This is a genomic window from Desulfobulbus propionicus DSM 2032 (genome assembly GCF_000186885.1).
In the GTDB taxonomy this organism is placed as follows: Bacteria; Desulfobacterota; Desulfobulbia; order Desulfobulbales; family Desulfobulbaceae; genus Desulfobulbus; species Desulfobulbus propionicus.
The window spans coordinates 70,221-91,378 of record NC_014972.1; the positions used below are offsets into that span (position 1 = coordinate 70,221).

A 21,158-nucleotide genomic window follows, 5' to 3' on the forward strand; every position below is an offset into this window, starting at 1 on the left:
CGAAGGAGGAACGGAGTGGTGAACTATACCATGGAACGTTGGAACATTAACAAGTCATCCGATCTGTACGGCGTGACGGAGTGGGGCGGCGGCTACTTTTTCGCGGCCGAGAACGGCGACATGATGGTCATGCCCGAGCCCGGCGCGGTCGACCGGGCGGTGAGCATCGCCGAGATCTCCAAAGGGATCCGCGAGCGCGGCTTTGACATGCCGGTGCTGCTGCGCATCGAGAACATCCTCGATGCCCAGATCACCAGCCTCAACGAGACCTTCCGCTCGGCCATGGAGGAGTTGGGTTACAAGGGCACCTTCATGGGCGCCTACCCGATCAAGGTCAACCAGCAGCAGCAGGTGGTGGAAAAGATCGCCCAGTTCGGCTCGCGCTACCACCACGGCCTCGAAGCCGGGTCCAAGGCCGAGCTGATCGCCGCCATGGGCATGATGCGTGACAAGAAGGCGGCGCTCATCTGCAACGGCTACAAGGACGAGGAGTTCATCGATCTCGGTCTCTACGCCACCAAGATCGGCTTCACCTGTATCCTGGTGGTGGAGATGCCCGACGAGCTGCCGCTGATCATCGAGCGCTCCAAGGCGCTGAATGCCAAGCCGATTCTGGGCATCCGCATCAAACTCTCGGCCCAGGCTGGCGGCCACTGGTCGGAATCCGGCGGCGAGCGCTCGATCTTCGGCCTCAACACCAGCCAGATCATCCAGGCGGTGGACCTGCTGGCCAGCGCCGGCATGCTCGACTGCCTCAAGCTGGTCCATTACCATCTGGGCTCGCAGATCTCCAACATCCGCGAGATCCGCACCGCAGTCAACGAGGCCTGCCGGGTCTACGCCGGTCTGGTCAAGGAAGGGGCCCAGGTCCAGTACCTCGACCTCGGCGGCGGGCTGGCGGTGGACTATGACGGCTCGCAGTCCAACTTCCTCTCCAGCCGCAACTACACCCTCAAGGAATACTGCACCGACATCATCGAGGCGGTGATGACTTCGCTGGAGGAGGACCAGATTCCGCACCCGGTGATCGTCACCGAATCGGGACGGGCCCTGGTGGCCTATTACTCGATCCTCTTGTTCAACATCCTCGACGTCACCCAGTTCCATGCCGAGCCCCTGCCGGCCAAGCTGCCCGAAGGTTGCCCGCCGCAGCTCGAATACATGCACCAGGCGCTCAAGGACCTGACCATCCGCAACATTCAGGAAGTGCTCAACGACGTTATCTTCTACCGCGACGAAACCCGGCGGATGTTTCAGCACGGCAAAATCAGCCTGCGTGAACGTTCGCTGGCCGAGCAGCTGTTTTGGACCACGATCAACGAGATCAACCGCCTGGCCAAGGAGCTGAAGAATCCGAGCGCCGAGCTCATCGATCTCGACCGGGTCCTCTCCGATTTTTATTACTGCAATTTCAGCGTCTTTCAGAGTTTGCCCGATAGCTGGGCCATCGGCCAGCTGTTTCCGATCATGCCCATCCATCGCCTGGACGAGGAACCGACCCGCAAGGGCATCCTGGCTGACATCACCTGCGACTGCGACGGCAAGATCGACCAGTTCATCGACAAACGCGGGGTCAAACGCTATCTGCCGCTGCACGAACTCAAGCCCTACGAAGAGTATATTCTTGGTGTGTTCCTGGTCGGCGCCTATCAGGAGACCTTGGGTGATCTCCATAACCTGCTGGGCGACACCAACGTGGTCACCATCCGCATCCAGGACAAGGGCGAATTTGAATTCGTCAGCGAACAGGAAGGTGACACCGTGGCTGAGGTGCTGTCCTACGTGCAGTACGATCCCAAGCGGCTTTTTGTCCGCTTCCGTGAAACCGCCGAGCAGGCGGTGCGCTCCGGGCGGATCAGCGCCCAGGAGCGACGGGAGATTGTCGAGGCCTATGAGGCGGGGTTGCGGGGCTACACCTATTTTGAGCGGTAGGCGGAGCGATCAGGGAGAGGGCGCAACATGCGATGCTCCTGCATGTCGTGTTGCACATGGTCAGTGGATGCGTCCTCGACCGCCTGCCCGTGTTTGGTCGTTGATCGCCATGATCGACGGCAAAACGAAAAATTGGCGGGCGTGAGGGGCGCGAGCAAACAGACGGTACCCCATGGACAAACGACTTTTCGTGGCCATTGATCCACCGCCGGAGATTCGCGAGCAGTTGGCCGGGATCTGTTGCGGTCTGCCCGCCGCCCGCTGGACGCCGGTCGAACAACTGCATCTCACCCTCTGCTTTATCGGCGAGGTCGACGGTGCAATCTTTCTCGACATCCGGGAGGCGCTCGGCGAGCTCTCCGCCCCGTCCTTTGACCTGCGGCTCAAGGGGGTGGGGTTTTTCCCGCCGCGTGGCCTGCCGCGGGTGGTCTGGGCCGGCGTGGAGCGCAGCGAACCGTTGTTGGGGCTGCAGCGTAAGATCACCACCCGGCTGTTTCAACTGGGGGTTGCACTGGACAACCGCAAATTCAGCCCCCTGTTCACCGTGGACCGTTTTCTCCTCTATTCCAGCATCCTGGGCCGCAAGGGCGCCACCCATATCGTGGAGCGGGAATACCCGCTCAGTATCGGCAACAGCTAGGAACCGCGGACCCTCCCTGGTGCAGACATCCACCCCAAGGGGGCAGGCTGCCCAACAAGGGGCGTTATGTCCCGCTCTTGCGACCTTTATTCCGATTTTTCGGATTTTATTTTCATTTTCCCGGAATTTCGTTGTCCTGTTGTTTTGTGATTCTTGGCTGTTCTGGGATAAAAGAATATTATTTCAAACTGTTGCTGTTTTTTTCGCGTTTTTCTCCTTCTGGTACGAATGATGCTTTCTGTAAAGGAACATGACATGTCTGATTCGCAGACGCACCCCAAGGAGGCGCAACATGAAAAAACAGATGATCATACTGGCGGGCTTGTTGGCCCTTTGTCCGCTGACCGCAGCGGCGGACGCCGTTTCAACAGGGTATATGCAAATAGGCTATAACCAGCCTGTTGTGCAGACTTCCCTTGGAAACTGGTATACGGATTATGAGATAACAGCTTCAAGTCTCGGAGAGCTTGCGTTACAGAGTTCCGAAGTTTTTTGTGTGGAACATGCTGATCTGAATAAAAATTATGCTGAATATGCCTTTTATCGGATCGATGAACAGTTGGATACCGACTACGGTGGTGGCGACGCAGCCTACCTCGACAAATTGATCCAAGCGAGCTGGATCGCCACTTGGGCACTGACCTCAAACCAAACGGACGCCAAAACGATCGGACAGCTGGCAATATGGCATGTCATGCTTGGTGCGACTATTGCTGAGACCAACTCGTATTACGGCCAGGTCATGCAGCTTCTGTATCCGGCCTATAATACAGCGAAAGAAGACGGCACCTATAATGATTATGTCGACGATTGGTTACTCGCGGTGAATCCTGCGGTGACCAATGGTGAGATTCCACTGGGGGTGCCAGGGCAGAATTTTCTCGTGAAGGCCAATAGCCCTGTTCCCGAGCCAGCCACCATGTTTTTGTTTGGCACTGGAATGGCCGGACTGGCAGGAATGATCCGGCGCAAGCGAAGCTGAACGAAAATTCGGAATATCCGCCATGGCGGAATAAAAAAAGCAGGGCCATCTGGCCCTGCTTTTTTTATTGCCTCTCTTGACCGTATTTCCGTCATCAGGTACATAGCTGTGGATTGCGGCCACAAAAAAAGCGGTCACAGATTACCCTGTGACCGCTTGCATTTTTTGGAGGCGACGAGCGGATTTGAACCGCTGAGTAATGGTTTTGCAGACCACTGCCTTACCACTTGGCTACGTCGCCGGAACGTGCGGCACACATATACCATAGATTTTTTTTTTGACAAGGGGAAATCCAACCCATGGGAACCACCATCGCCAACCTGATTCAGGACAACGAGGAAGGGTTGCACGAGTTGCAGGAACGGATCGGTTATCGCTTTCGCGACCTGCGGCTGCTGCAACTCTCTCTCATCCACAGCTCCTTCGCCTTCGAGCGCCTCGACGATGGCCGGCACAACGAAACCCAGGAATTCCTGGGTGATGCCGTCCTCGACCTGACCGTCGGCTACATCCTTTTCGTCCGTTTTCCGGAAATGCGCGAGGGCAAGTTGACCCGCATCCGGTCGGCCCTGGTCAACGAACAGGGGCTGGCCGACCGGGCCCGGGAGATTGATCTGGGCAAGTACCTGCTGCTGGGCAAGGGGGAGAACGCCTCCAACGGCCGCGACAAATCGTCCATCCTCTCCTGTGCCTACGAGGCCCTGGTGGGCGCGTTGTTTCTCGACGGCGGCTACGACCAGGCCCTGGCCTTTGTCCGCCGTTTCTTCGAGCCGCATATCGACCAGCACCAGGAACAGCTGGTCAGCGCCGATGCCAAGAGCTCGCTCCAGGAATTGCTCCAGGAGCGGTTCAACGAAGGGCCGGAGTATATGCTCACCGGCGAGGAAGGGCCGGCCCATGCCCGCCTCTTCTCCATCACCGTCACCTTTCAGGGAGAAGAGCTGGGCAGCGGCAGGGCTTCGAGCAAGAAGGAGGCCGAGCAGCAGGCCGCTCGCGCCGCCCTGGACTATCTCGCGCCCAGGCAGGGCTGACCGATCCGTTTGGGTCCCCCGATATGCCGCTGGTCATCCCGATCTTCATCCCCCACGAGGGCTGCCCGCACCGCTGCATCTTCTGCGACCAGCGCCGGATCAGCGGCCAGGTCGCTCCTCCGGTCGACAGCAACGGGGTGGCGGAGACGATCCGCGTTTGGCTGGCCCGATCGCGGCCCGACAGGCGGGAGCGGGTGCAGGTGGCCTTGTACGGCGGCAGCTTCACCGGTCTGCCCGTCGAGCGCCAGCGGGAACTGCTGGCCGCGGTGCAGCCGTTTCGCCGCCATGGACTGGTCCAGGAGATCCGTCTGTCGACCCGGCCCGACCTGATCGACAGCGGGCGGCTGGATCTGCTGGAAGAGTACGGGGTGTCGATTGTCGAGCTGGGAGCCCAGTCCTGCGATGACCGGGTTCTGCGTCTCGCTGGACGGGGGCATGGCGGCGCGGCTGTCGAGGACGCGGCGCGCCAGCTCCGGGAACGGGGTTTTGGTTTGGGCATACAGCTGATGCTCGGGCTGCCGGGTGACAGCTTTCGCATCCTGCGCCAGACCGTGGCGACGGTTGTCAGCCTGCGGCCCGCGTTTGTGCGCCTCTATCCGGTGCTGGTGGTGCGCGGCAGCGGGTTGGAGCGGTTGTACCACCGGGGAGGATACCGGCCGCTCAGTCTCGGCCGGGCGGTGGTTCTGACCGCCTACATGAAAAAACGGTTTGACGATCAGGGGATCGGGGTGGTACGGATGGGCCTGCAACCAAGCCCGGAGCTAGAGCGCGCCGTGGTGGCCGGCCCCTACCATCCGGCCTTTGGCGAACTGGTCAAGGCCCGGCTGATGCTCCGCCAGGCCCGGCGGCTGCTGGCCGGAGTGCAGCCCTCGACCCCGGTGACCCTGGTAATTGCCGAGCGGGATCAATCCATCTTTCGCGGCCCGCGTTCGGCCAACCTGGAACGGCTGCGGCAGTTGGGGTTGCTGGACCGCTTTGTTCTGCGCGCCGACCCGAACCAGCCCCGGCAGGCGATAGCAATAGGTGGATAGGTGGACAGTCTGTAGGTTGTCAGGGTGTCCGCACCGCGTAGCTGCTCCTCTTGATGGGCGACCGATCACCGCTCTCTCCCTCGCACATTGAACCACCTGATAGACCAACAGATTCAACCGATAACAGCACCTCTCTTTCATGCTCAGCATCAACAATCTCAACCTGCAGTACGGCAGCAAACATATTTTCCGCGACGTTTCGGCCCAGATCCACATCGGTGACCGGGTCGGCCTGGCAGGCGTCAACGGCGCCGGCAAGTCGACCCTGCTCAGGATCATGTGCGGCGAGCAGGAGGTCGATCCGGGCATCGTCAACCGCGCTTCCTGGTTCACCGTGGCCTACCTGCCCCAGGAGGTGAGCATCGAACTGGGGAGCCGCAGCCTCTTTAGCGAGGCGGAATCGGCCTTTGACGAGGTCCTCGCCCAACAGGAAGAACTCGACCGGGTGAGCGAGGAGCTGGCCCTGCTCGATGCCGACAGCCCGGAGATCGAATCCTTGCTGGCCCGCCAGGGCGAGTTGCAGCATCTGCTCGAGGGCAGCGATGTGTTCCGCATCCGGCCGCAGATCGAACGGGTGCTGTTCGGGCTCGGTTTCTCCGCCGCCGACCTGGATCGCGAGGTGCGGAGTTTCTCCGGCGGCTGGATCATGCGGCTCTTGCTGGCCAAGCTGCTCTTGAAGCGGCCGGCACTGCTCCTTTTGGACGAGCCCACCAACCATCTCGACCTTGACTCGCTCACCTGGTTGGAGGAGTTTCTTCTCGGCTATCAGGGCTCGATGGTTATCATCTCCCACGACCGTTCCTTCCTCGACCGGGTGACGCAGGTCACCTGGGAGCTGAGCCTGGGGCGACTGAGTGTTTTTCGCGGCAACTACTCCCATTATCTAGTGGAAAAGGCGCAGCGGCTGGAACTGGAGCGTGCCGCTTACGACAATCAGCAGGCCCTGATCCGCCAGAGTGAACGGTTCATCACCCGGTTCCGCGCCAAATCCACCAAGGCCAAGCAGGTGCAGAGCCGGGTCAAGCAGTTGGAGAAACTGGAACGGCTCGAGCTCTCGGAAACCGAGCGCACCATCCATTTTACCTTTCCGCCGGCCGCCCCCTCGGGCCGCGATGTGCTCAGCCTGGAGGGCGTGCGCAAAGCGTATCACGGCCAACAGGTGTTCGATGGCGTCAGCTTCTCCCTGCAGCGTGGCGACAAGCTGGCCGTGGTCGGCGTCAACGGCGCCGGCAAGACCACCCTGCTCAAGATTCTGGCTGGCCTGGAGCCGGCCGAGGGCACGATCAAGCCAGGCCACAACGTCATCCTCTCCTACTTCGGCCAGCATCAGGCCCAGGAGTTGGCCGGCGAGCTGACCATCCTCGACACCGTCTATCACACCGCGGTCGACATGACCATCACCCAGGTGCGCTCCCTGCTCGGTGCCTTTCTCTTCAGCGGCGAGGAAGTGGAAAAGCAGGTGCGGGTGCTCTCCGGCGGCGAGAAATCACGGGTGGCCCTGGCCAAGATGCTGGTGCGGCCGGCCAACCTGATGCTGCTCGACGAACCCACCAACCACCTGGACATGAGCAGCCAGGAAATCCTCCAGGAGGCCATGGCCCAGTACGAGGGCACGATCATCGTCGTCTCCCACAACCGCTTCTTCGTCAACTCCTTTGTCAACAAAGTCCTGGAGATCAGAAACGGCAAGGCCACCATCCATGAGGGCAACATCGACGACTACCTCGAATGGCGGCGCAAGATGGAGGCTGTCCAGTCCGGGACAGGCACCGAGTCGGCTAAAATAAAGGCACCCGTGCACACCTCCAGCGTCCCGGAGAGTAGTGGCGCGGTCGCCGACAAGAAGACGCAGCGCAAACAGCGGGCCCTGGAGCGGCAGCAGCTCAATAAAAAACTCGGTCCGTGGAAAAAGAAGAGTGACGAGGCGGAACGGGAGATCGAACGGTACGAGAGCCGCAAGGCCGAACTCGAAGCCCTGATGGCCGATCCCGACCTGTACGGCGACCAGGAGCGGTGGAGCGCCACCAGCAAGGAGTACGGCCAGGTGGAACGCCATCTGGAGCGGGCCTATCAGCGCTGGGAAGAGGCCCAGCAGGCCATCGAGGCCATTGAACGGGAAGTGGCGGCACACGATCAATAAGCGGAGCCCGTCCCGGCCTTCTGTTCAACCACTGCGCACCCCCTGAATTGGAGAAGAGTATGAAAAAAGTTGTGGGAATTATTTTGTGCCTGGCAGTCATCGGCGGTGCCGGGATCTATTGGTTCATGGAGCGACAGGCCGCGGGCAATCAGTATGCCCGCACCCTGCCCCAGGAGGTGGTGGGGACGGTCAACCTGACCAACCTCGCCGCCCTGACCGATGGCTTTGCCGCCACGGCCCTTGGCCGGTTTCTGGCCAAGGACACCGTGCATGCCATCATGAAGGAGATGGGGGCCGAGAGCAAGGAGCTCGCCGAGTACGACCGGCTGTACGACTCTATTGCCCAGGTGATGACCAATCCGGCGTTCCGCGCGGTGTTCGGCGACGACGCCACCGTGGCCCTGTTGCCGCCCGACGAGAAATTGCTGACCGAGCGACCGATCCCGGCACTGCGGCAGAGCTTGGTGGTCGTGGCCCGGACATCGGCGGCCGGAGCCCTGGATCTGTTCAGCCGGATGCTGGACAGCGCCAGCGTCAGCCGGGAGACCGTGGACGGGCTGGAGCTGACCAGGGTCACCCTGGACCGGAACCAGGTGATTTACGGGATTACCGAAGGCAAGACCGTGTTTCTCGCCTACGCCCCGGCGACGATCAAGCGTTGCCTCGCGGACGCCAAGGAAGAACACACCCTGGACAAGGTCGCGGCCTTTCAAGAAGCGCTCGCTTTCTGGCAGGCCGCGCCCCAGAAAAACACCTATTCGCGGGTCTACCTCAGCGTCCCTCAGGTAGCCGGGCTGCTGGCCGGGTCCACCAATCCGGAGATGCGGCAGAGTGGCGAGATGCTTCGCGGCGTGACAACCATGTATTCCCTCACCTTTGGAACCGACCAGGGGCTGGAAAGCCGGGCCCGTTCCACCTTCCGCTACGATCAGTTGCACGAGATGGTCAAGAGCGCGGTGGACGCGGCCGCCGGATCGAATCAGTCCCTGCATCTGCTCAAGGAGCACACCCTGGCCTACAACTGGGCCTCCTCGCTGCGGCCGGAAATGCTCCTCAATGCCCTGTCCGCCAACAAGGGCGAAGTCCAGGAGGTGGATCGAGCGGTCCGCCAGTACCTGGGCGTTTCCCTGGATGAACTGGGACGGGCCATTGGTCCGCAATATGGCGGGGTATTGGAGGACATTGTCCGCACCGCGCTGTTTCCGGTGCCGAAGATGACCTTGTTCGTCGGTATCCGTGACCGGTCGATCGCCGAAACCATGCTGGCCGCCCTGCGCCGGACCATTGCCGAAACCGGCATGACCACCGAGGAGCAGGAGCAGGTGGGCGGCCACACCATCCATAGCTGGCCGGTGCTGCCCGACCCGGCGGCCCAGCCGGCCATGGTCCTCACCGATTCCATGCTCTACCTGGCCACCAGCAAACAGGCGATCAGGGAACTGCTCGAATCCAAGGCCGCGCCCGATGCCTTGGCTCAACCGGTGGCAGCATCGCTTGGCGGTGAGCTGGGGGAACGCGTGGCCAAGGCCAATTTCGGCAGCTTTGTCCTGTATCCGCAGCGGATGTCCCGTCAGACGGGGCAGGCGATGGACTGGCTGGCCGGCATTCTCGCCACCACCAAAAACATCTCGATCTCCCGGCTCAATCGTGAGTTGGTGCAGCTGATGCGGTCGACGGACCTGATCGCCGCCACGTCGCATTTGACCAAGGAGCAGGCCGAGTGGACCATGACCATCAGAAAGGCGCGGGGCGAGCAGGGCGGAAACGGCGGCAAATAATCCGATCGATCTGGAGTCCCAGGGTGGTGAACAAGGGGAAACAGCGGGAAAAAGCACTTGCCTAACCTGCTCCATTCAAGGTAAGGATGCTCCCTGAAAAACGGGTGGCACATGATGCGGACAGCAGGCGACGAACGCCGTCCGTATCGGTCCGGTTGTCCGGGGTGCATTGTGAAACAGCATTTCGACCGGCCCCACGGGGCCACGAAAAGGAGGAATCACGTGGCGTTTGACAAGGAAACACAATTGTGGCTGTCCGGCAACGAGGCAATAGCCCTGGGCGCCTGGGAGGCGGGCGTGCGGGTGGCGTCCGGCTATCCGGGAACGCCGTCGACGGAAATCATGGGCAACCTGAGCCGCTACGAGGGCGTCTACACCGAGTGGGCCCCCAACGAGAAGGTGGGACTGGAAGTGGCCATCGGCGCCTCCTTTGCCGGAGCCCGGGCGCTCGCGACCATGAAGCATGTCGGCCTTAACGTGGCCGCCGATCCGTTGTTTACCGCCGCCTACACCGGCGTGCGCGGCGGCCTGGTGATCCTGAACGCCGACGATCCCCAGATGCACAGCTCCCAGAACGAGCAGGACAACCGCAACTACGCTTTTGCCGCCAAACTGCCCCTGCTCGAACCTTCCGATCCGGCCGAGGCCAAGGAGATGATGGGCCGCGCCTACCAGCTCAGCGAGCAGTTGGACACCCCGGTGATCATCCGCATCACCACCCGCATCGCCCACGTCAAGGGCGTGGTGACCAAGGGAACCCGTTGCGAGGTTCCGGAGCCGTCGATGGAGAAGTCGCCGGCCAAGATGGTCATGCTGCCCGGTAATGCCCGGGTGCGCCGCGTGGCGGTGGAAAAACGGATGCAGGCCGCGCGCGAACTGGCCGAGACCCTGCCCGAGAATCGGATCGAACCGGGCACCGGCAAGCGCGGTTTCATTACCTCCGGCGTGCCCTACAACTACGTCAAAGAGGCCTTCCCCAACGCGCCGGTGCTCAAGCTGGGCATGGTCTGGCCGCTGCCGGAGCGGATGATCCGCGATTTTGCCGCCACGGTGGACGAGCTGGTCGTGGTCGAGGAGCTCGATCCCTTTATCGAGACCCACCTCAAGGCCATGGGTATTGCCTGCCGGGGCAAGGAGCTGATCCCCAACCAGGGCGAGCTCAATTCGTTCATCGTCCGCAAGGCGCTCGCTCCTGAAAGCATCGGCGAGCTGTTTGCGCCGCTGGAACTGCCGATGCGGCCGCCGAACATGTGCGCCGGTTGCCCGCACCGCGGTCTGTTTTACGGGCTGTCCAAAATGAAGGACGTGTTTGTCTCCGGCGATATTGGCTGCTACACCCTCGGATTTCTGCCGCCGCTGTCGGCCATGGACGCCTGCGTGTGCATGGGCGCCTCGATCACCATGGCCCACGGCATGGCCAAGGCGCTCGGCAAGCAGGGCGAGGGCAAGATCGTGGCCGTGCTCGGCGATTCCACTTTCATGCACTCGGGCATCACCGGCCTGCTGAACATGGTCTACAACGGTACCTACGCCTCGGTGATCATCCTTGACAACCGGACCACGGCCATGACCGGCCACCAGGACAACCCGGCCTCGGGCCGCAACATCCTCGGCGATGCGGCTCCGGCCCTGGATCTCGAGCAGCTCTGCCGGGCGATCGGCGTCAACAGGGTAACCGTGGTCAATCCGCACGATGTCGAGGCCACGCGCAAGACACTCAAGGAGGAAATCGAGGCGCCCGAGCCCTCGGTAATCATCAGCCGCGCCCCCTGCGTGCTCCTGCCGGAGGAGGTCAAGCGCAAGAAACCGGTGTATTTCACCAATCTCGCCAACTGCACCGGCTGTACCCTGTGCGTGCAGATGGGCTGCCCGGCCATCAGCTGGACGCCGCTCACCCCGGAAGAGGCGGTGGCACGCGGCTATCGTGAAAAACAAAAAGGGTTTGCCCAGATTGCCGAGGTGCAGTGCAACGGCTGTGGCCAGTGTGCCTGCGTGTGCAAATTCGACGCGATCACCCGAAAGGAGGCAAAGTGATGAAACAGAGCGGCAACATACTCTTTTCCGGTGTCGGCGGCCAGGGTATCCTCCTGGCCAGCGAGCTGACCGCCCATGCCCAATTGGCGGCCGGGTTCGACGTCAAGAAAAGCGAGGTGCACGGCATGGCCCAGCGCGGCGGCTCGGTCGAGGCCCATCTGCGCTACGGCGAGAAGGTCTACTCACCGCTGATCGAATTGGGCGCGGCCGACATCCTGGTGGCCTTCGAGATCCTGGAGGCGGTCCGCTATCTGCCCTACCTCCATCGGGACAGCGCGGTGGTGGTCAACACCCAGAAGATCCTGCCGCCGGCGGTGGCGCTCGGCAAGGCCAGCTACCCCGAGAACATCCTCGATGAGCTCAAATCCCGCCACATCAACGTCGTGGCCATCGACGCCTTTGCCGTGGCCGAGTCGGTGGGCGAGCTGCGGACCGCCAACGTGGCCATGGTCGGGGCAATGTCCAACTTCCTGGCGGTCGATCCCGAGGTCTTTCTTGCGGTGATCGACAACACGGTCAAGGCCCAGTTCCGCGAGGTCAACAAGCGGGCGTTCAGCGCCGGCCGGGCGGCTGTCTACGCCTGAGGCGCACGAAGAGAGAGGACGAGCACATGATTTGGCAAGAGATAGAAACCCTGCCCCGCGCGGGGTTGGAGTCGATCCAGCTCAGGCGGTTGCAGGGGCTGGTGTACCGGATGTACGATCGCGTCTTGCCCTATCGGCGCAAGATGGACGAGGCCGGGGTCAAGCCCGGGGATATTCAGTCGCTTGCCGACCTGCGCAAGCTGCCCTTCACCACCAAGGACGATCTGCGCGACAATTATCCCTTCGGCCTCTTCGCCACCCCCATGGACGATGTCATCCGCGTGCACGCCTCGTCGGGCACCACCGGCAAGTCGACCGTGGTCGGCTATACTCAGGTGGACATCGAGCTCTGGGCCTCGGTCATGGCCCGCTGCCTGACCATGGCCGGGGTGACCAAGGGCGACATGGTGCACAACGCCTACGGCTACGGCCTGTTCACCGGCGGTCTGGGCGCCCATTACGGCATCGAGGCGCTGGGAGCCACCGTTATTCCGGTGTCCGGCGGCAACTCGAAACGGCAGGTGACCATCATGCGTGACTTCGGTTCCACCGTGCTGCTCTCCACTCCGTCCTACGCGCTCAATTTGGCCGATGCCATGGTCGATGCCGGCATCTCGCCCGACGACCTCAAACTGCGGGTCGGCATTCATGGCGCCGAGCCCTGGAGCCGGAACATGCGCGAGGAGGTCGAGCGCAAGCTGGGCATCAAGGCCTTGGACATCTATGGCCTGTCCGAGATCATCGGCCCAGGGGTGTCCATGGAGTGTCTCCACTCCGAGCACGGCATGCATATCCTGGAGGACAACTTCCTGCCCGAGGTGATTGATCCCGACACGTTGGAACCGCTGCCCTACGGCGAAACCGGCGAATTGGTGTTTACCACCCTGACCAAGGAGGCCTTTCCCCTGATCCGCTACCGCACCAAGGACATCTCCCGCCTGTTCCTTGAACCCTGCGCATGCGGCCGCACCCTGATCCGCATGGAAAAGGTCACCGGCCGCACCGACGACATGCTGATCATCCGCGGGGTCAACGTCTTCCCCTCGCAGGTCGAGCACGTCCTAGTCGGCATCAAGGGGGTCGAACCGCACTACCAGATTGAAGTCACCCGCGACGGCAACCTAGACGTGATGTCGGTGCTGGTCGAGGTGAGCGAGCATATTTTCTCTGATGAAATCAAGGTGCTGGAGAATCTGACCAAGAAGATCCAGACGGAGATCAAGGACATGCTTGGGGTGACCTGCAAGGTCAAACTGGTGGAGCCCCGCTCGATCCAGCGCTCCGAGGGCAAGGCACAGCGGGTCATTGATCGGCGCACAATCTAATTCCTATCAGGAGGGTCGTATGCGTGTAGAGCAGATTGCGGTTTTTCTCGAGAACAAATCCGGGCGTCTGGCGGAGATCACCCGCATCCTGGCGGACAACGACATCAATATCCGCGCGTTGAGCGTGGCCGATACCGCTGATTTCGGTATCCTCCGCCTGATCGTCGACAAGGTCGATCTAGCCAAGGACGTCTTGCGCGCCGGCGGCTTTACCGTCGGCAAGACCAATGTGGTCGCGGTCGAGGTGCCGGACCGTTCCGGCGGCTTGGCCAGTGTGCTCAAGGTGGTCAACGAGGTCGGCCTGAATGTCGAGTACATGTATGCTTTTGTCAACAAGAGCGGCGCCAACGCGGTGCTGATTTTTCGCTTCGACGATATGGACAAGGCCATCGAGGTGTTGCAGGCCAATGGGTTTACCTTGCTGACCGGAGCGCAGATCTGCGCCCTGTAGGAGGTGCCGGGACGCTGCCCCGCCGTTTTCGTCGGCGGGGCAGCGTCGTGTATGCGTGCGGTCCATTTGGAGGATAAAAGGGGGAAACAATGAACAGCAGTATGAAACGATTGGCGCTAGGCTGCGTTGTCTGCGGATGCATGGTGGCGGCCACGCTCTCGGGAGCGAGTGCGGGCACCATCAAGGTGGGGGCGATATTTGCGGTGAGCGGGCCGGCGTCCTTTCTCGGCGGGCCCGAGGCCCGCAGCGCCCAAATGGTGGTGGAGAAGATCAACCAGGGCGGCGGCATCAACGGCGACACCATCGAGCTGATTGTCAAGGATTCGGCGGGCAGCTCGGAAAAGGCGGTGTCCTTTGCCAAGCAGCTGATCGAGGAGGAAAAGGTGGTGGCCATCATCGGCCCCTCGACCTCCGGTGAGTCCATGGCGGTGAAGAAAGTGGCCGAGGACGGCCAGACCACCCTGATTTCCTGCGCCGCCGCCGAGGTGATCGTCGATCCGGTGGCCCGCTATGTGTTCAAGACGCCGCAGAAGGACAGTTTTGCCGCTCAGATGATCTTCGAGGAGATGCGCCGGCAGAAGATCAGCACCATCGCCATCGCCGCCGGCAACGACGGTTTCGGCAAGGCCGGCAAGGAACAGCTGGAGAAAATGGCGCCCCGATTTGACATCAAGGTGGCCGCCTCCGAGACCTACGACAGCAAGGCCACCAATCTCGGCGCCTTGGTGGCCAAGCTGAAGGCCGATACGTCCATCCAGGCGGTGGTCAACTGGTCGGTGGTCCCGGCCCAGGCGATCATTGCCACGAACATGCGCCAGGCCAAATGGACGGTGCCGCTGTTTCAGAGCCATGGATTTGGCAACATCAAGTATGCCGAGGCCGCCGGGCCTGCCGCCGAAGGGATCATCTTTCCCTGCGGCCGCTTGCTGGTGGTCGACGCCCTGGCCGACGATCATCCGCAGAAGGCTCTGCTCAGCGAGTACAAGCGCGACTATGAGGCCAAGTACAAGGAGGATGCCTCGGCCTTCGGCGGATACGCCTTTGATGCCATGAACATGGTGGCCGCGGCGGTCAGGCAGGCCGGCAACGACCGGGCCAAGGTGCGCGACGCGGTTGAGGGGTTGAAGAATTTTGCCGGGGTTGGCGGCATGTTCTCCTTCACCCCCCAGGATCATAACGGGCTCACCATCGATTCGTTTGCCCTGCTCACGGTCAAGGACGGCAAATTCATCCTCTACCAGGGACAATAACCTCTGCGCCGGCGGGGATCGCGCGATCCCCGCCGCACAGTGACAGAACGCATGAGTCCGGATCTCTTCTTCCAATACCTCTTTGCCGGCATCACCTACGGTAGTATCTACGCCATTGTCGCCATTGGCTTCAACATCATCTACAATACCACCGGCATCATCAACTTTGCCCAAGGCGAGTTCGTGATGCTCGGCGGCATGATCTCGATTTCCCTGCTGCCGTTCATGCCCCTAGGCTATGCCATTGCCGCGGCGGTGGTGATCACCATGCTGATCGGCGCCGTCATCGAGATGCTGTTCATCCGCTGGCTGGAAAGCCCTTCGGTGCTCAGGATGATCATCATCACCATCGGCATCTCCATCCTGCTGCGGGAGTCGGCCCTCCATATCTGGGGTGAGTCGATTCGCAGCCTGCCCTATTTTTACGGCAACGAGGTGACCACCTTTTCCCTGGGCAGCGTCCATGTCTCGCCGCAGGTGGTGTGGGTGATTGTTGCGTGTTCGGTGATGATGGGGGGGCTGAGCCTTTTTTTCAAGAGCACGCCGGTTGGCCGGGAGATGCGCGCCTGCTCCGCCAACCGGACCGCGGCCCTGCTGTGCGGGATCAACACCCGCAACATGGTCACCCTGAGCTTCATGCTCAGTGCCGGCATAGGGGCGCTGGCGGGCTGCGTGATGTCGCCGATCACCTACACCCAGTACGATTCCGGGACCTCGCTGGCGATCAAGGGGTTCACCGTCGCTATCCTCGGCGGGTTGGGCAATTCCATGGCCGCGGTGGCCGCCGGCATTCTTTTGGGCATCATCGAGGCCTTTTCCGTTTCCGTGGTGCCGTTGGCCTTTCAAGACGCCATTTCGATCACCATCCTGCTCATCATCCTTTTTGTCAAACCCCATGGGCTGTTTGGTTCCAGCGAGACGGCGCGGTTGAAGGATTTCTGATGAAGACGCGCAAAAATTGGTCGCTGGCCGGACTCTGCCTGTTGGTGGCGATCCTCCATCTGTGCACGGTGCTGACCGGCACCGAATACTACCTGACCCAGCTGACCATGGCCGCCTATTACGGCCTGGTGATCATCGGCCTCGGGGTGCTCATGGGCTATGCCGGGCAGATCTCCATCGGTCATGCCGGCTTTTTCGCCATCGGCGGGTATCTCGCCGCCGCCCTGACCACTCGCGATCTGGGGCCGCTGCAGGAAGCGTGGGCGGTGCGCTGGCTGGACAGCGTCGGCCTGCTGGCCCGCGGCCAGGACCTCTACGGGGCGCAGTTGCTGACCGTGACTCCCTGGGCGGCCTGCTGCTGTGCCGTTCTGGTCGCCGCCTTGATTGCCCTGGTGATCGGTATCCCGGTGCTCAAGCTCAAGGGCCATTACCTGGCCATGGCCACCCTGGGGTTTGGGACCATCATCTACCGCATTCTCCTGGCGGCCCCCTATTTCGGGGAGGCCGACGGTATCTCCGAGGTGCCCGGTTTCACTCTTGTTCCAGCCATGGCCAATTGGGACGGGCTGGTGATCAGTGGCGATCCCGCACACCGGATCCTCAACTTCTATCTCGCCTGGGGCGTGCTCATTGTCGGCATGGGCCTGCTGCTCAACCTGATCGGCTCCCGGGTCGGCCGGGCCTTGCGCTCGCTGCACAGTTCCGAGGAGGCGGCCGAGGCCTCAGGGATCGACACCGCCCGCTCCAAGTTGCAGGTTTTTGTGCTCAGCGCCGTTTATGCCGCCGTTGCCGGGGTGCTGCTGACCCATTTCAATGGCGGTATCGGTCCGAGCGAGGCCTCGGTGATGAAATCGGTGCGCTACGTGGCCCTGGTGGCGGTGGGCGGCATGACCAATCTGTGGGGAACCCTGCTCATGGGAGTGGGCCTGACCTTCCTTTCCCTGCGCGGCGTGTTCGGTGCCTATGACGACGCGGTCTTCGGCCTGATCCTCATCATGGTCATGCTCCTTGCCCCGGAAGGCATCCTCAGCCTGCGTCTCAAACAGGTGGTGCGGCAGTTCGTGCGGGGGGCGGGCGCATGAGCGGAGAACGCGGCGTCAATACCGCCGGGCGCGAACCCATCCTCTCCCTGCACGGCGTGCACAAGCGGTTTGGCGGCCTGCACGCGGTCAACGATGTCAGTTTCATGGTCGATGCCGGCAGCATCAAGGCGGTGATCGGCCCCAACGGCGCGGGCAAGACCACCCTGTTCAATCTGATCGCTGGTAACCTGCCGGTCAGTGCCGGCACCATCAGCTTCCGGGGCCAGGAAATCCAGGGGAGAAAGACACACCAGATCGCTCGGTTGGGCATGGCTCGCACCTTCCAGAATATCAAGCTCTTTCATGGCATGACCGCCCTGGAGTGCGTCATGGTCGGGCGGCATGTGCAAAGTCGGAGCGGTTTTTTCGCCGGCATGTTCTCCCTGCCCTTGACCTGGAAGGAGGAACGGCTCATCCGCGCGCGGTCCATGGAACTGCTGGAGCTGATGCAGATCGCCGACCTGGCCGACACCGAGGCGACCAGCCTGGCATTTGGTCAGCAACGGGCGGTGGAGATGGCCCGGGCCCTGGCGAGCGAACCCAAGCTGCTGTTGCTTGACGAGCCGGCGGCCGGGCTCAATATCTACGAGACCGCCGAGGTCGCCCGCCTGATCTCCGCCATCCGGGACATGGGAATCACCGTGCTGCTGGTCGAACACGACATGTCGCTGGTGATGGACATTTCCGACGAGATCGTGGTCCTCAGCTTTGGCGCCAAACTGGCCGAGGATACGCCGCCCAACATCCAACAGAATGCCGAAGTCATCAAAATTTACCTGGGAGAGGACGATGCAGCCTAAACGGGTTCCGCCCCCATCCCTTTCGCAAACCATCCATTTTGCATGCTGAAGATTCGCAACCTTGATGCCGGGTACGGCAAACTCCGGGTGTTGAAAAATATCTCCCTCCATGTCAAGCCAGGGGAGATCGTCACCATGATCGGCGCCAACGGGGCGGGCAAGACCACCCTGCTGCACACCGTCATCGGGCTGATCAAACCGATGCAGGGCGAGATCACCTTCCTTGGGCGATCCTGCGACCGGGCCACGGTCGGTGCGATCGTCGCGTCCGGCTGCGCCCTGGTGCCCGAGGGGCGACAGGTCTTTGCACCGATGACCGTGGAGGAGAATCTGCTGCTTGGCGGGTATGTGCTGCAAAAGGAGCAGGGTCGGGCTGCGGTGCTGAGGCAACTGGCACACCAATACGAATTGTTCCCCATTTTGCGGGAGCGGCGGCGGCAGCTGGCCGGAACCCTTTCCGGTGGCGAGCAGCAGATGCTGGCCATGGGGCGAGCCCTGATGTCCACGCCACGGCTGGTGATGATGGACGAACCCTCCACCGGTCTGGCGCCGTTGATCGTGCGCGATATCTTCGCCATCATCCGCCGGCTGCGCGAGGAGGGCAATACGGTGCTGCTCATCGAACAGAATGCCAAGGCCGCCCTGGGCATTGCCGACCGCGGCTATGTGCTGGAGGTGGGCAAGGTGATTGTGCAGGGCTCGGCCGCAGACCTGCTGGCCAACGCGGATGTACAGCGCGCCTATCTGGGCCGGGAAAAAATCGCCTGAGCCGCGAGGGCCGGGCAGTGCGGCGCGGCCATGGGGACCGCTGGCCGACTTCAACTCATTTCAACACGGTAGCAAAAATGTACTGGGAACCGGAACGAGAATGCATGGCACGAGAAGACCTGGAACAGCTTCAGTTGGAGCGATTGCAGGCAACACTGTATCGGGTGGGAACCCATGTCCCCTTCTATAAGAAGAAATTCGAGCAGCTCAAGTTCAATTACGACGACATCCGATCGCTGGAGGATGTGCGGCGGTTGCCGTTCACCGAGAAACAGGATCTGCGCGACAACTATCCCTACGGCCTGTTCGCCGTGCCCCTGCGCGATGTCGTCCGGGTTCATTCCTCGTCCGGCACCTCGGGCCAGGCCACCGTGGTCGGATACACGCGCAACGACATCCGGACCTGGTCGAATTTGGTGGCACGGATCATCACTGCCGCCGGAGTGACCAAGAACGATGTCATCCAGATAGCGTTTGGCTACGGGTTGTTCACCGGTGGTTTTGGCCTCCATTACGGTGCCGAGCTGATCGGTGCCTCGGTCATTCCGATCTCGGCCGGCAACACCAAACGTCAGATCCAGATCATGCAGGATTTCAAGACCACCGCCTTGGTCTGCACCCCGTCCTATGCGTTGGTGCTGGCGGACACGATGATGGAGATGGGCATCAACCCCAACGGCCTGTCGCTGCGGTATGGGCTGTTCGGCGGCGAACCCTGGTCGGAGGCCATGCGCCAGGAAATTCATCAGAAACTCGGTATCGTCGCCACCGACAACTACGGCCTGTCCGAGGTCATGGGCCCGGGCGTGGCGGGCGAGTGCCTTGAGTGCAGAGGGCTCCACATCAACGAGGATCACTTCCTCCTGGAGATCCTCGATCCGGCCACCCTGGAGCCGGTACCCGAGGGGGAAGTCGGTGAACTGGTGATCACCACCCTCACCAAGGAGGCCTTTCCGATGGTTCGCTACCGGACCCGCGACCTGACCCGGTTCATCCCCGGAACCTGTGCCTGCGGTCGCACCATGAAGCGGATGGAGCGGGTGATGGGCCGCAGCGATGACATGCTGATCATCAAGGGGGTCAACGTGTTCCCCATGCAGATCGAGAAGGTGCTGTTCGAGGTCGAGGGCACCGAGCCCCATTACCAGATCCTTGTCGAGCGGGAAAACCATGCCGACAAGATCACCGTATTGGTCGAGGTGGTGGAATCGATCTTCTTCGACGAGATGAAGAAACAGCGGATGGTGATCGACCGGATCAAAAGCCGGCTGGCGTCGGAAGTGGGGATCAGTGTCGAGGTCAAACTGGTGGAGGAGAAAACGCTAGAGCGTTCGGAGGGCAAGGCCAAGCGGGTTATCGATCGCAGAAAATTGTAAAAAATGGCCGGTGGCCGTGAAAAGAGTGGACACCGAGCCAAAAAGGGTGATTAGCTGTAACCAGTAGTGAATAAACGCATTCCTGCCCGATGGACGCAGAGGCCTGTTCGTGGGCGCTTCTGTTTGCCATCAGGCGACCCGTGGCGTCATGGCCCAGATGGGATGACCTTCCCGATCGAAGCCTGCCGCCTTCTGTTTTCTCAATCACCGTAAAGGAGAAGTGTATGAAGTTGCATGTTGTTGGTCTGATGGTCCTGCTGGTGGCAGCGAGGACAGTTTGTGCGGCCGATCAACCGATGGAGTTGAAAAACGACGAACAGAAGCTGAGTTATGCCATGGGCCTTGATCTTGGGGAGTACTTCAAGGGGCTGGAGGATAAATTTGATTTGCAGGCCCTCAACCAAGGCATTGTCGACAGCTACAATGGCAACAAACCGTTGCTCAGTGCCGCCGATGCGGCCGCGATTCAGCAGAATTTCGCCAAAAAGCAACAGGAGAAGCAGATCCAGAAGACCGTGGCCATGGTGCAGAAAAACCGCAAGGCCGCCGAGGAGTTTCTCAAGGCAAACAAGGGCAAGGAAGGGGTGACCGAAACCAAGTCCGGGTTGCAGTACAAGGTGGTGAAAAAAGGGCAGGGCGCCAAGCCGGCGCCGACCGACATGGTCAAGGTGCAATACAAGGGCACGCTGATCGACGGCAAGGAATTCGACAGTTCCTACAAGCGCAATGAGCCGGCGGAGTTTCAAGTGAATCAGGTGATCGCCGGCTGGCAGGAAGCCCTACCGCTGATGGAAGTCGGGTCCACCTATGAATTGTATATCCCACCGGACCTTGCGTACGGCGACCGCGGCGCTCCTCCGGTGATCGAGCCTGGCTCCATGCTGATTTTCCAGGTCGAGCTGCTCGAGATCCTGCAGCCGGCAAAAGAGAAAGAAAAGGAGAAAAAGGAATAACCCCCTTTGCAACCCGTGACGTCAACCCTATCGTTCATGCATGCGGCATGATATGCACC

The 21,158-nt window shown here is 61.4% G+C and carries 18 protein-coding genes and 1 tRNA gene; 18 read left to right on the plus strand and 1 reads right to left on the minus strand.

Annotation, left to right across the window (positions count from 1 at the left end):
- The first annotated feature begins 30 nt into the window (after nucleotides 1–30).
- The 3 genes from speA (at nucleotide 31) to DESPR_RS00340 (ending at nucleotide 3,554) form a co-directional block, all read left to right on the plus strand.
- Nucleotides 31–1,932, plus strand: a complete 1,902-nt coding sequence (gene speA, locus DESPR_RS00330; protein WP_043770287.1) for a biosynthetic arginine decarboxylase — start codon at nucleotides 31–33, stop codon at nucleotides 1,930–1,932.
- Nucleotides 1,933–2,104: 172 nt separating this feature from the next.
- Nucleotides 2,105–2,572 (plus strand): RNA 2',3'-cyclic phosphodiesterase, encoded by a 468-nt coding sequence (gene thpR, locus DESPR_RS00335; protein WP_015722809.1) that lies wholly within the window; start codon nucleotides 2,105–2,107, stop codon nucleotides 2,570–2,572.
- 292 nt (nucleotides 2,573–2,864) lie between these two features.
- On the plus strand, nucleotides 2,865–3,554 hold the full coding sequence (locus tag DESPR_RS00340; protein WP_015722810.1) for a PEP-CTERM sorting domain-containing protein: 690 nt from the start codon (nucleotides 2,865–2,867) through the stop codon (nucleotides 3,552–3,554).
- Nucleotides 3,555–3,720: 166 nt separating this feature from the next.
- On the opposite strand, the gene DESPR_RS00345 is transcribed toward DESPR_RS00340, so the two are convergent.
- Nucleotides 3,721–3,795, minus strand: a tRNA-Cys gene (locus tag DESPR_RS00345).
- 58 nt (nucleotides 3,796–3,853) lie between these two features.
- Between DESPR_RS00345 and rnc the strand changes: the two genes are divergently transcribed.
- The 15 genes from rnc (at nucleotide 3,854) to bamJ (ending at nucleotide 21,099) form a co-directional block, all read left to right on the plus strand.
- Nucleotides 3,854–4,585: a ribonuclease III gene (gene rnc / locus DESPR_RS00350; protein ID WP_015722811.1), complete on the plus strand. Its 732-nt coding sequence runs from the start codon at nucleotides 3,854–3,856 to the stop codon at nucleotides 4,583–4,585.
- A gap of 23 nt (nucleotides 4,586–4,608) precedes the next feature.
- The gene (locus DESPR_RS00355) at nucleotides 4,609–5,616 is read left to right on the plus strand and encodes an elongator complex protein 3 (RefSeq protein WP_015722812.1); all 1,008 of its coding nucleotides are present in this window, start codon (nucleotides 4,609–4,611) and stop codon (nucleotides 5,614–5,616) included.
- A gap of 139 nt (nucleotides 5,617–5,755) precedes the next feature.
- The gene (locus DESPR_RS00360) at nucleotides 5,756–7,756 is read left to right on the plus strand and encodes an ABC-F family ATP-binding cassette domain-containing protein (protein ID WP_015722813.1); all 2,001 of its coding nucleotides are present in this window, start codon (nucleotides 5,756–5,758) and stop codon (nucleotides 7,754–7,756) included.
- A gap of 59 nt (nucleotides 7,757–7,815) precedes the next feature.
- Nucleotides 7,816–9,534, plus strand: a complete 1,719-nt coding sequence (locus DESPR_RS00365) for a DUF3352 domain-containing protein (RefSeq protein ID WP_015722814.1) — start codon at nucleotides 7,816–7,818, stop codon at nucleotides 9,532–9,534.
- A gap of 222 nt (nucleotides 9,535–9,756) precedes the next feature.
- Entirely contained in the window at nucleotides 9,757–11,568 is a 1,812-nt protein-coding gene (iorA, locus tag DESPR_RS00370; protein WP_015722815.1) for an indolepyruvate ferredoxin oxidoreductase subunit alpha, read from the plus strand.
- Nucleotides 11,568–12,152 carry an indolepyruvate oxidoreductase subunit beta gene (locus tag DESPR_RS00375; RefSeq protein WP_015722816.1) on the plus strand — a complete coding sequence of 195 codons (585 nt, stop codon included), beginning with the start codon at nucleotides 11,568–11,570 and terminating at the stop codon, nucleotides 12,150–12,152. The genes iorA and DESPR_RS00375 overlap by 1 nt, the downstream gene beginning before the upstream one ends.
- Before the next feature lie 26 nt (nucleotides 12,153–12,178).
- Complete coding sequence (locus DESPR_RS00380) at nucleotides 12,179–13,477, plus strand: phenylacetate--CoA ligase family protein (protein ID WP_015722817.1); 1,299 nt, start codon at nucleotides 12,179–12,181, stop codon at nucleotides 13,475–13,477.
- Between the two features lie 19 nt (nucleotides 13,478–13,496).
- Complete coding sequence (locus DESPR_RS00385; RefSeq protein WP_015722818.1) at nucleotides 13,497–13,928, plus strand: ACT domain-containing protein; 432 nt, start codon at nucleotides 13,497–13,499, stop codon at nucleotides 13,926–13,928.
- A gap of 89 nt (nucleotides 13,929–14,017) precedes the next feature.
- Complete coding sequence (locus DESPR_RS00390) at nucleotides 14,018–15,178, plus strand: ABC transporter substrate-binding protein (protein ID WP_015722819.1); 1,161 nt, start codon at nucleotides 14,018–14,020, stop codon at nucleotides 15,176–15,178.
- A gap of 51 nt (nucleotides 15,179–15,229) precedes the next feature.
- Complete coding sequence (locus DESPR_RS00395) at nucleotides 15,230–16,120, plus strand: branched-chain amino acid ABC transporter permease (RefSeq protein WP_015722820.1); 891 nt, start codon at nucleotides 15,230–15,232, stop codon at nucleotides 16,118–16,120.
- Entirely contained in the window at nucleotides 16,120–17,202 is a 1,083-nt protein-coding gene (locus DESPR_RS00400) for a branched-chain amino acid ABC transporter permease (RefSeq protein WP_015722821.1), read from the plus strand. The genes DESPR_RS00395 and DESPR_RS00400 overlap by 1 nt, the downstream gene beginning before the upstream one ends.
- The gene (locus tag DESPR_RS00405) at nucleotides 17,199–18,002 is read left to right on the plus strand and encodes an ABC transporter ATP-binding protein (RefSeq protein ID WP_015722822.1); all 804 of its coding nucleotides are present in this window, start codon (nucleotides 17,199–17,201) and stop codon (nucleotides 18,000–18,002) included. The genes DESPR_RS00400 and DESPR_RS00405 overlap by 4 nt, the downstream gene beginning before the upstream one ends.
- 42 nt (nucleotides 18,003–18,044) lie before the next feature.
- A complete protein-coding gene (locus DESPR_RS00410; protein ID WP_015722823.1) occupies nucleotides 18,045–18,770 on the plus strand; it encodes an ABC transporter ATP-binding protein in 726 nt (241 codons plus the stop codon).
- A 77-nt stretch (nucleotides 18,771–18,847) separates the two neighbouring features.
- On the plus strand, nucleotides 18,848–20,146 hold the full coding sequence (locus DESPR_RS00415) for a phenylacetate--CoA ligase family protein (protein ID WP_015722824.1): 1,299 nt from the start codon (nucleotides 18,848–18,850) through the stop codon (nucleotides 20,144–20,146).
- Between the two features lie 224 nt (nucleotides 20,147–20,370).
- Nucleotides 20,371–21,099 (plus strand): BamJ family beta-barrel-assembly machinery protein, encoded by a 729-nt coding sequence (gene bamJ, locus DESPR_RS00420; protein WP_015722825.1) that lies wholly within the window; start codon nucleotides 20,371–20,373, stop codon nucleotides 21,097–21,099.
- The last annotated feature ends 59 nt before the right edge of the window (nucleotides 21,100–21,158 follow it).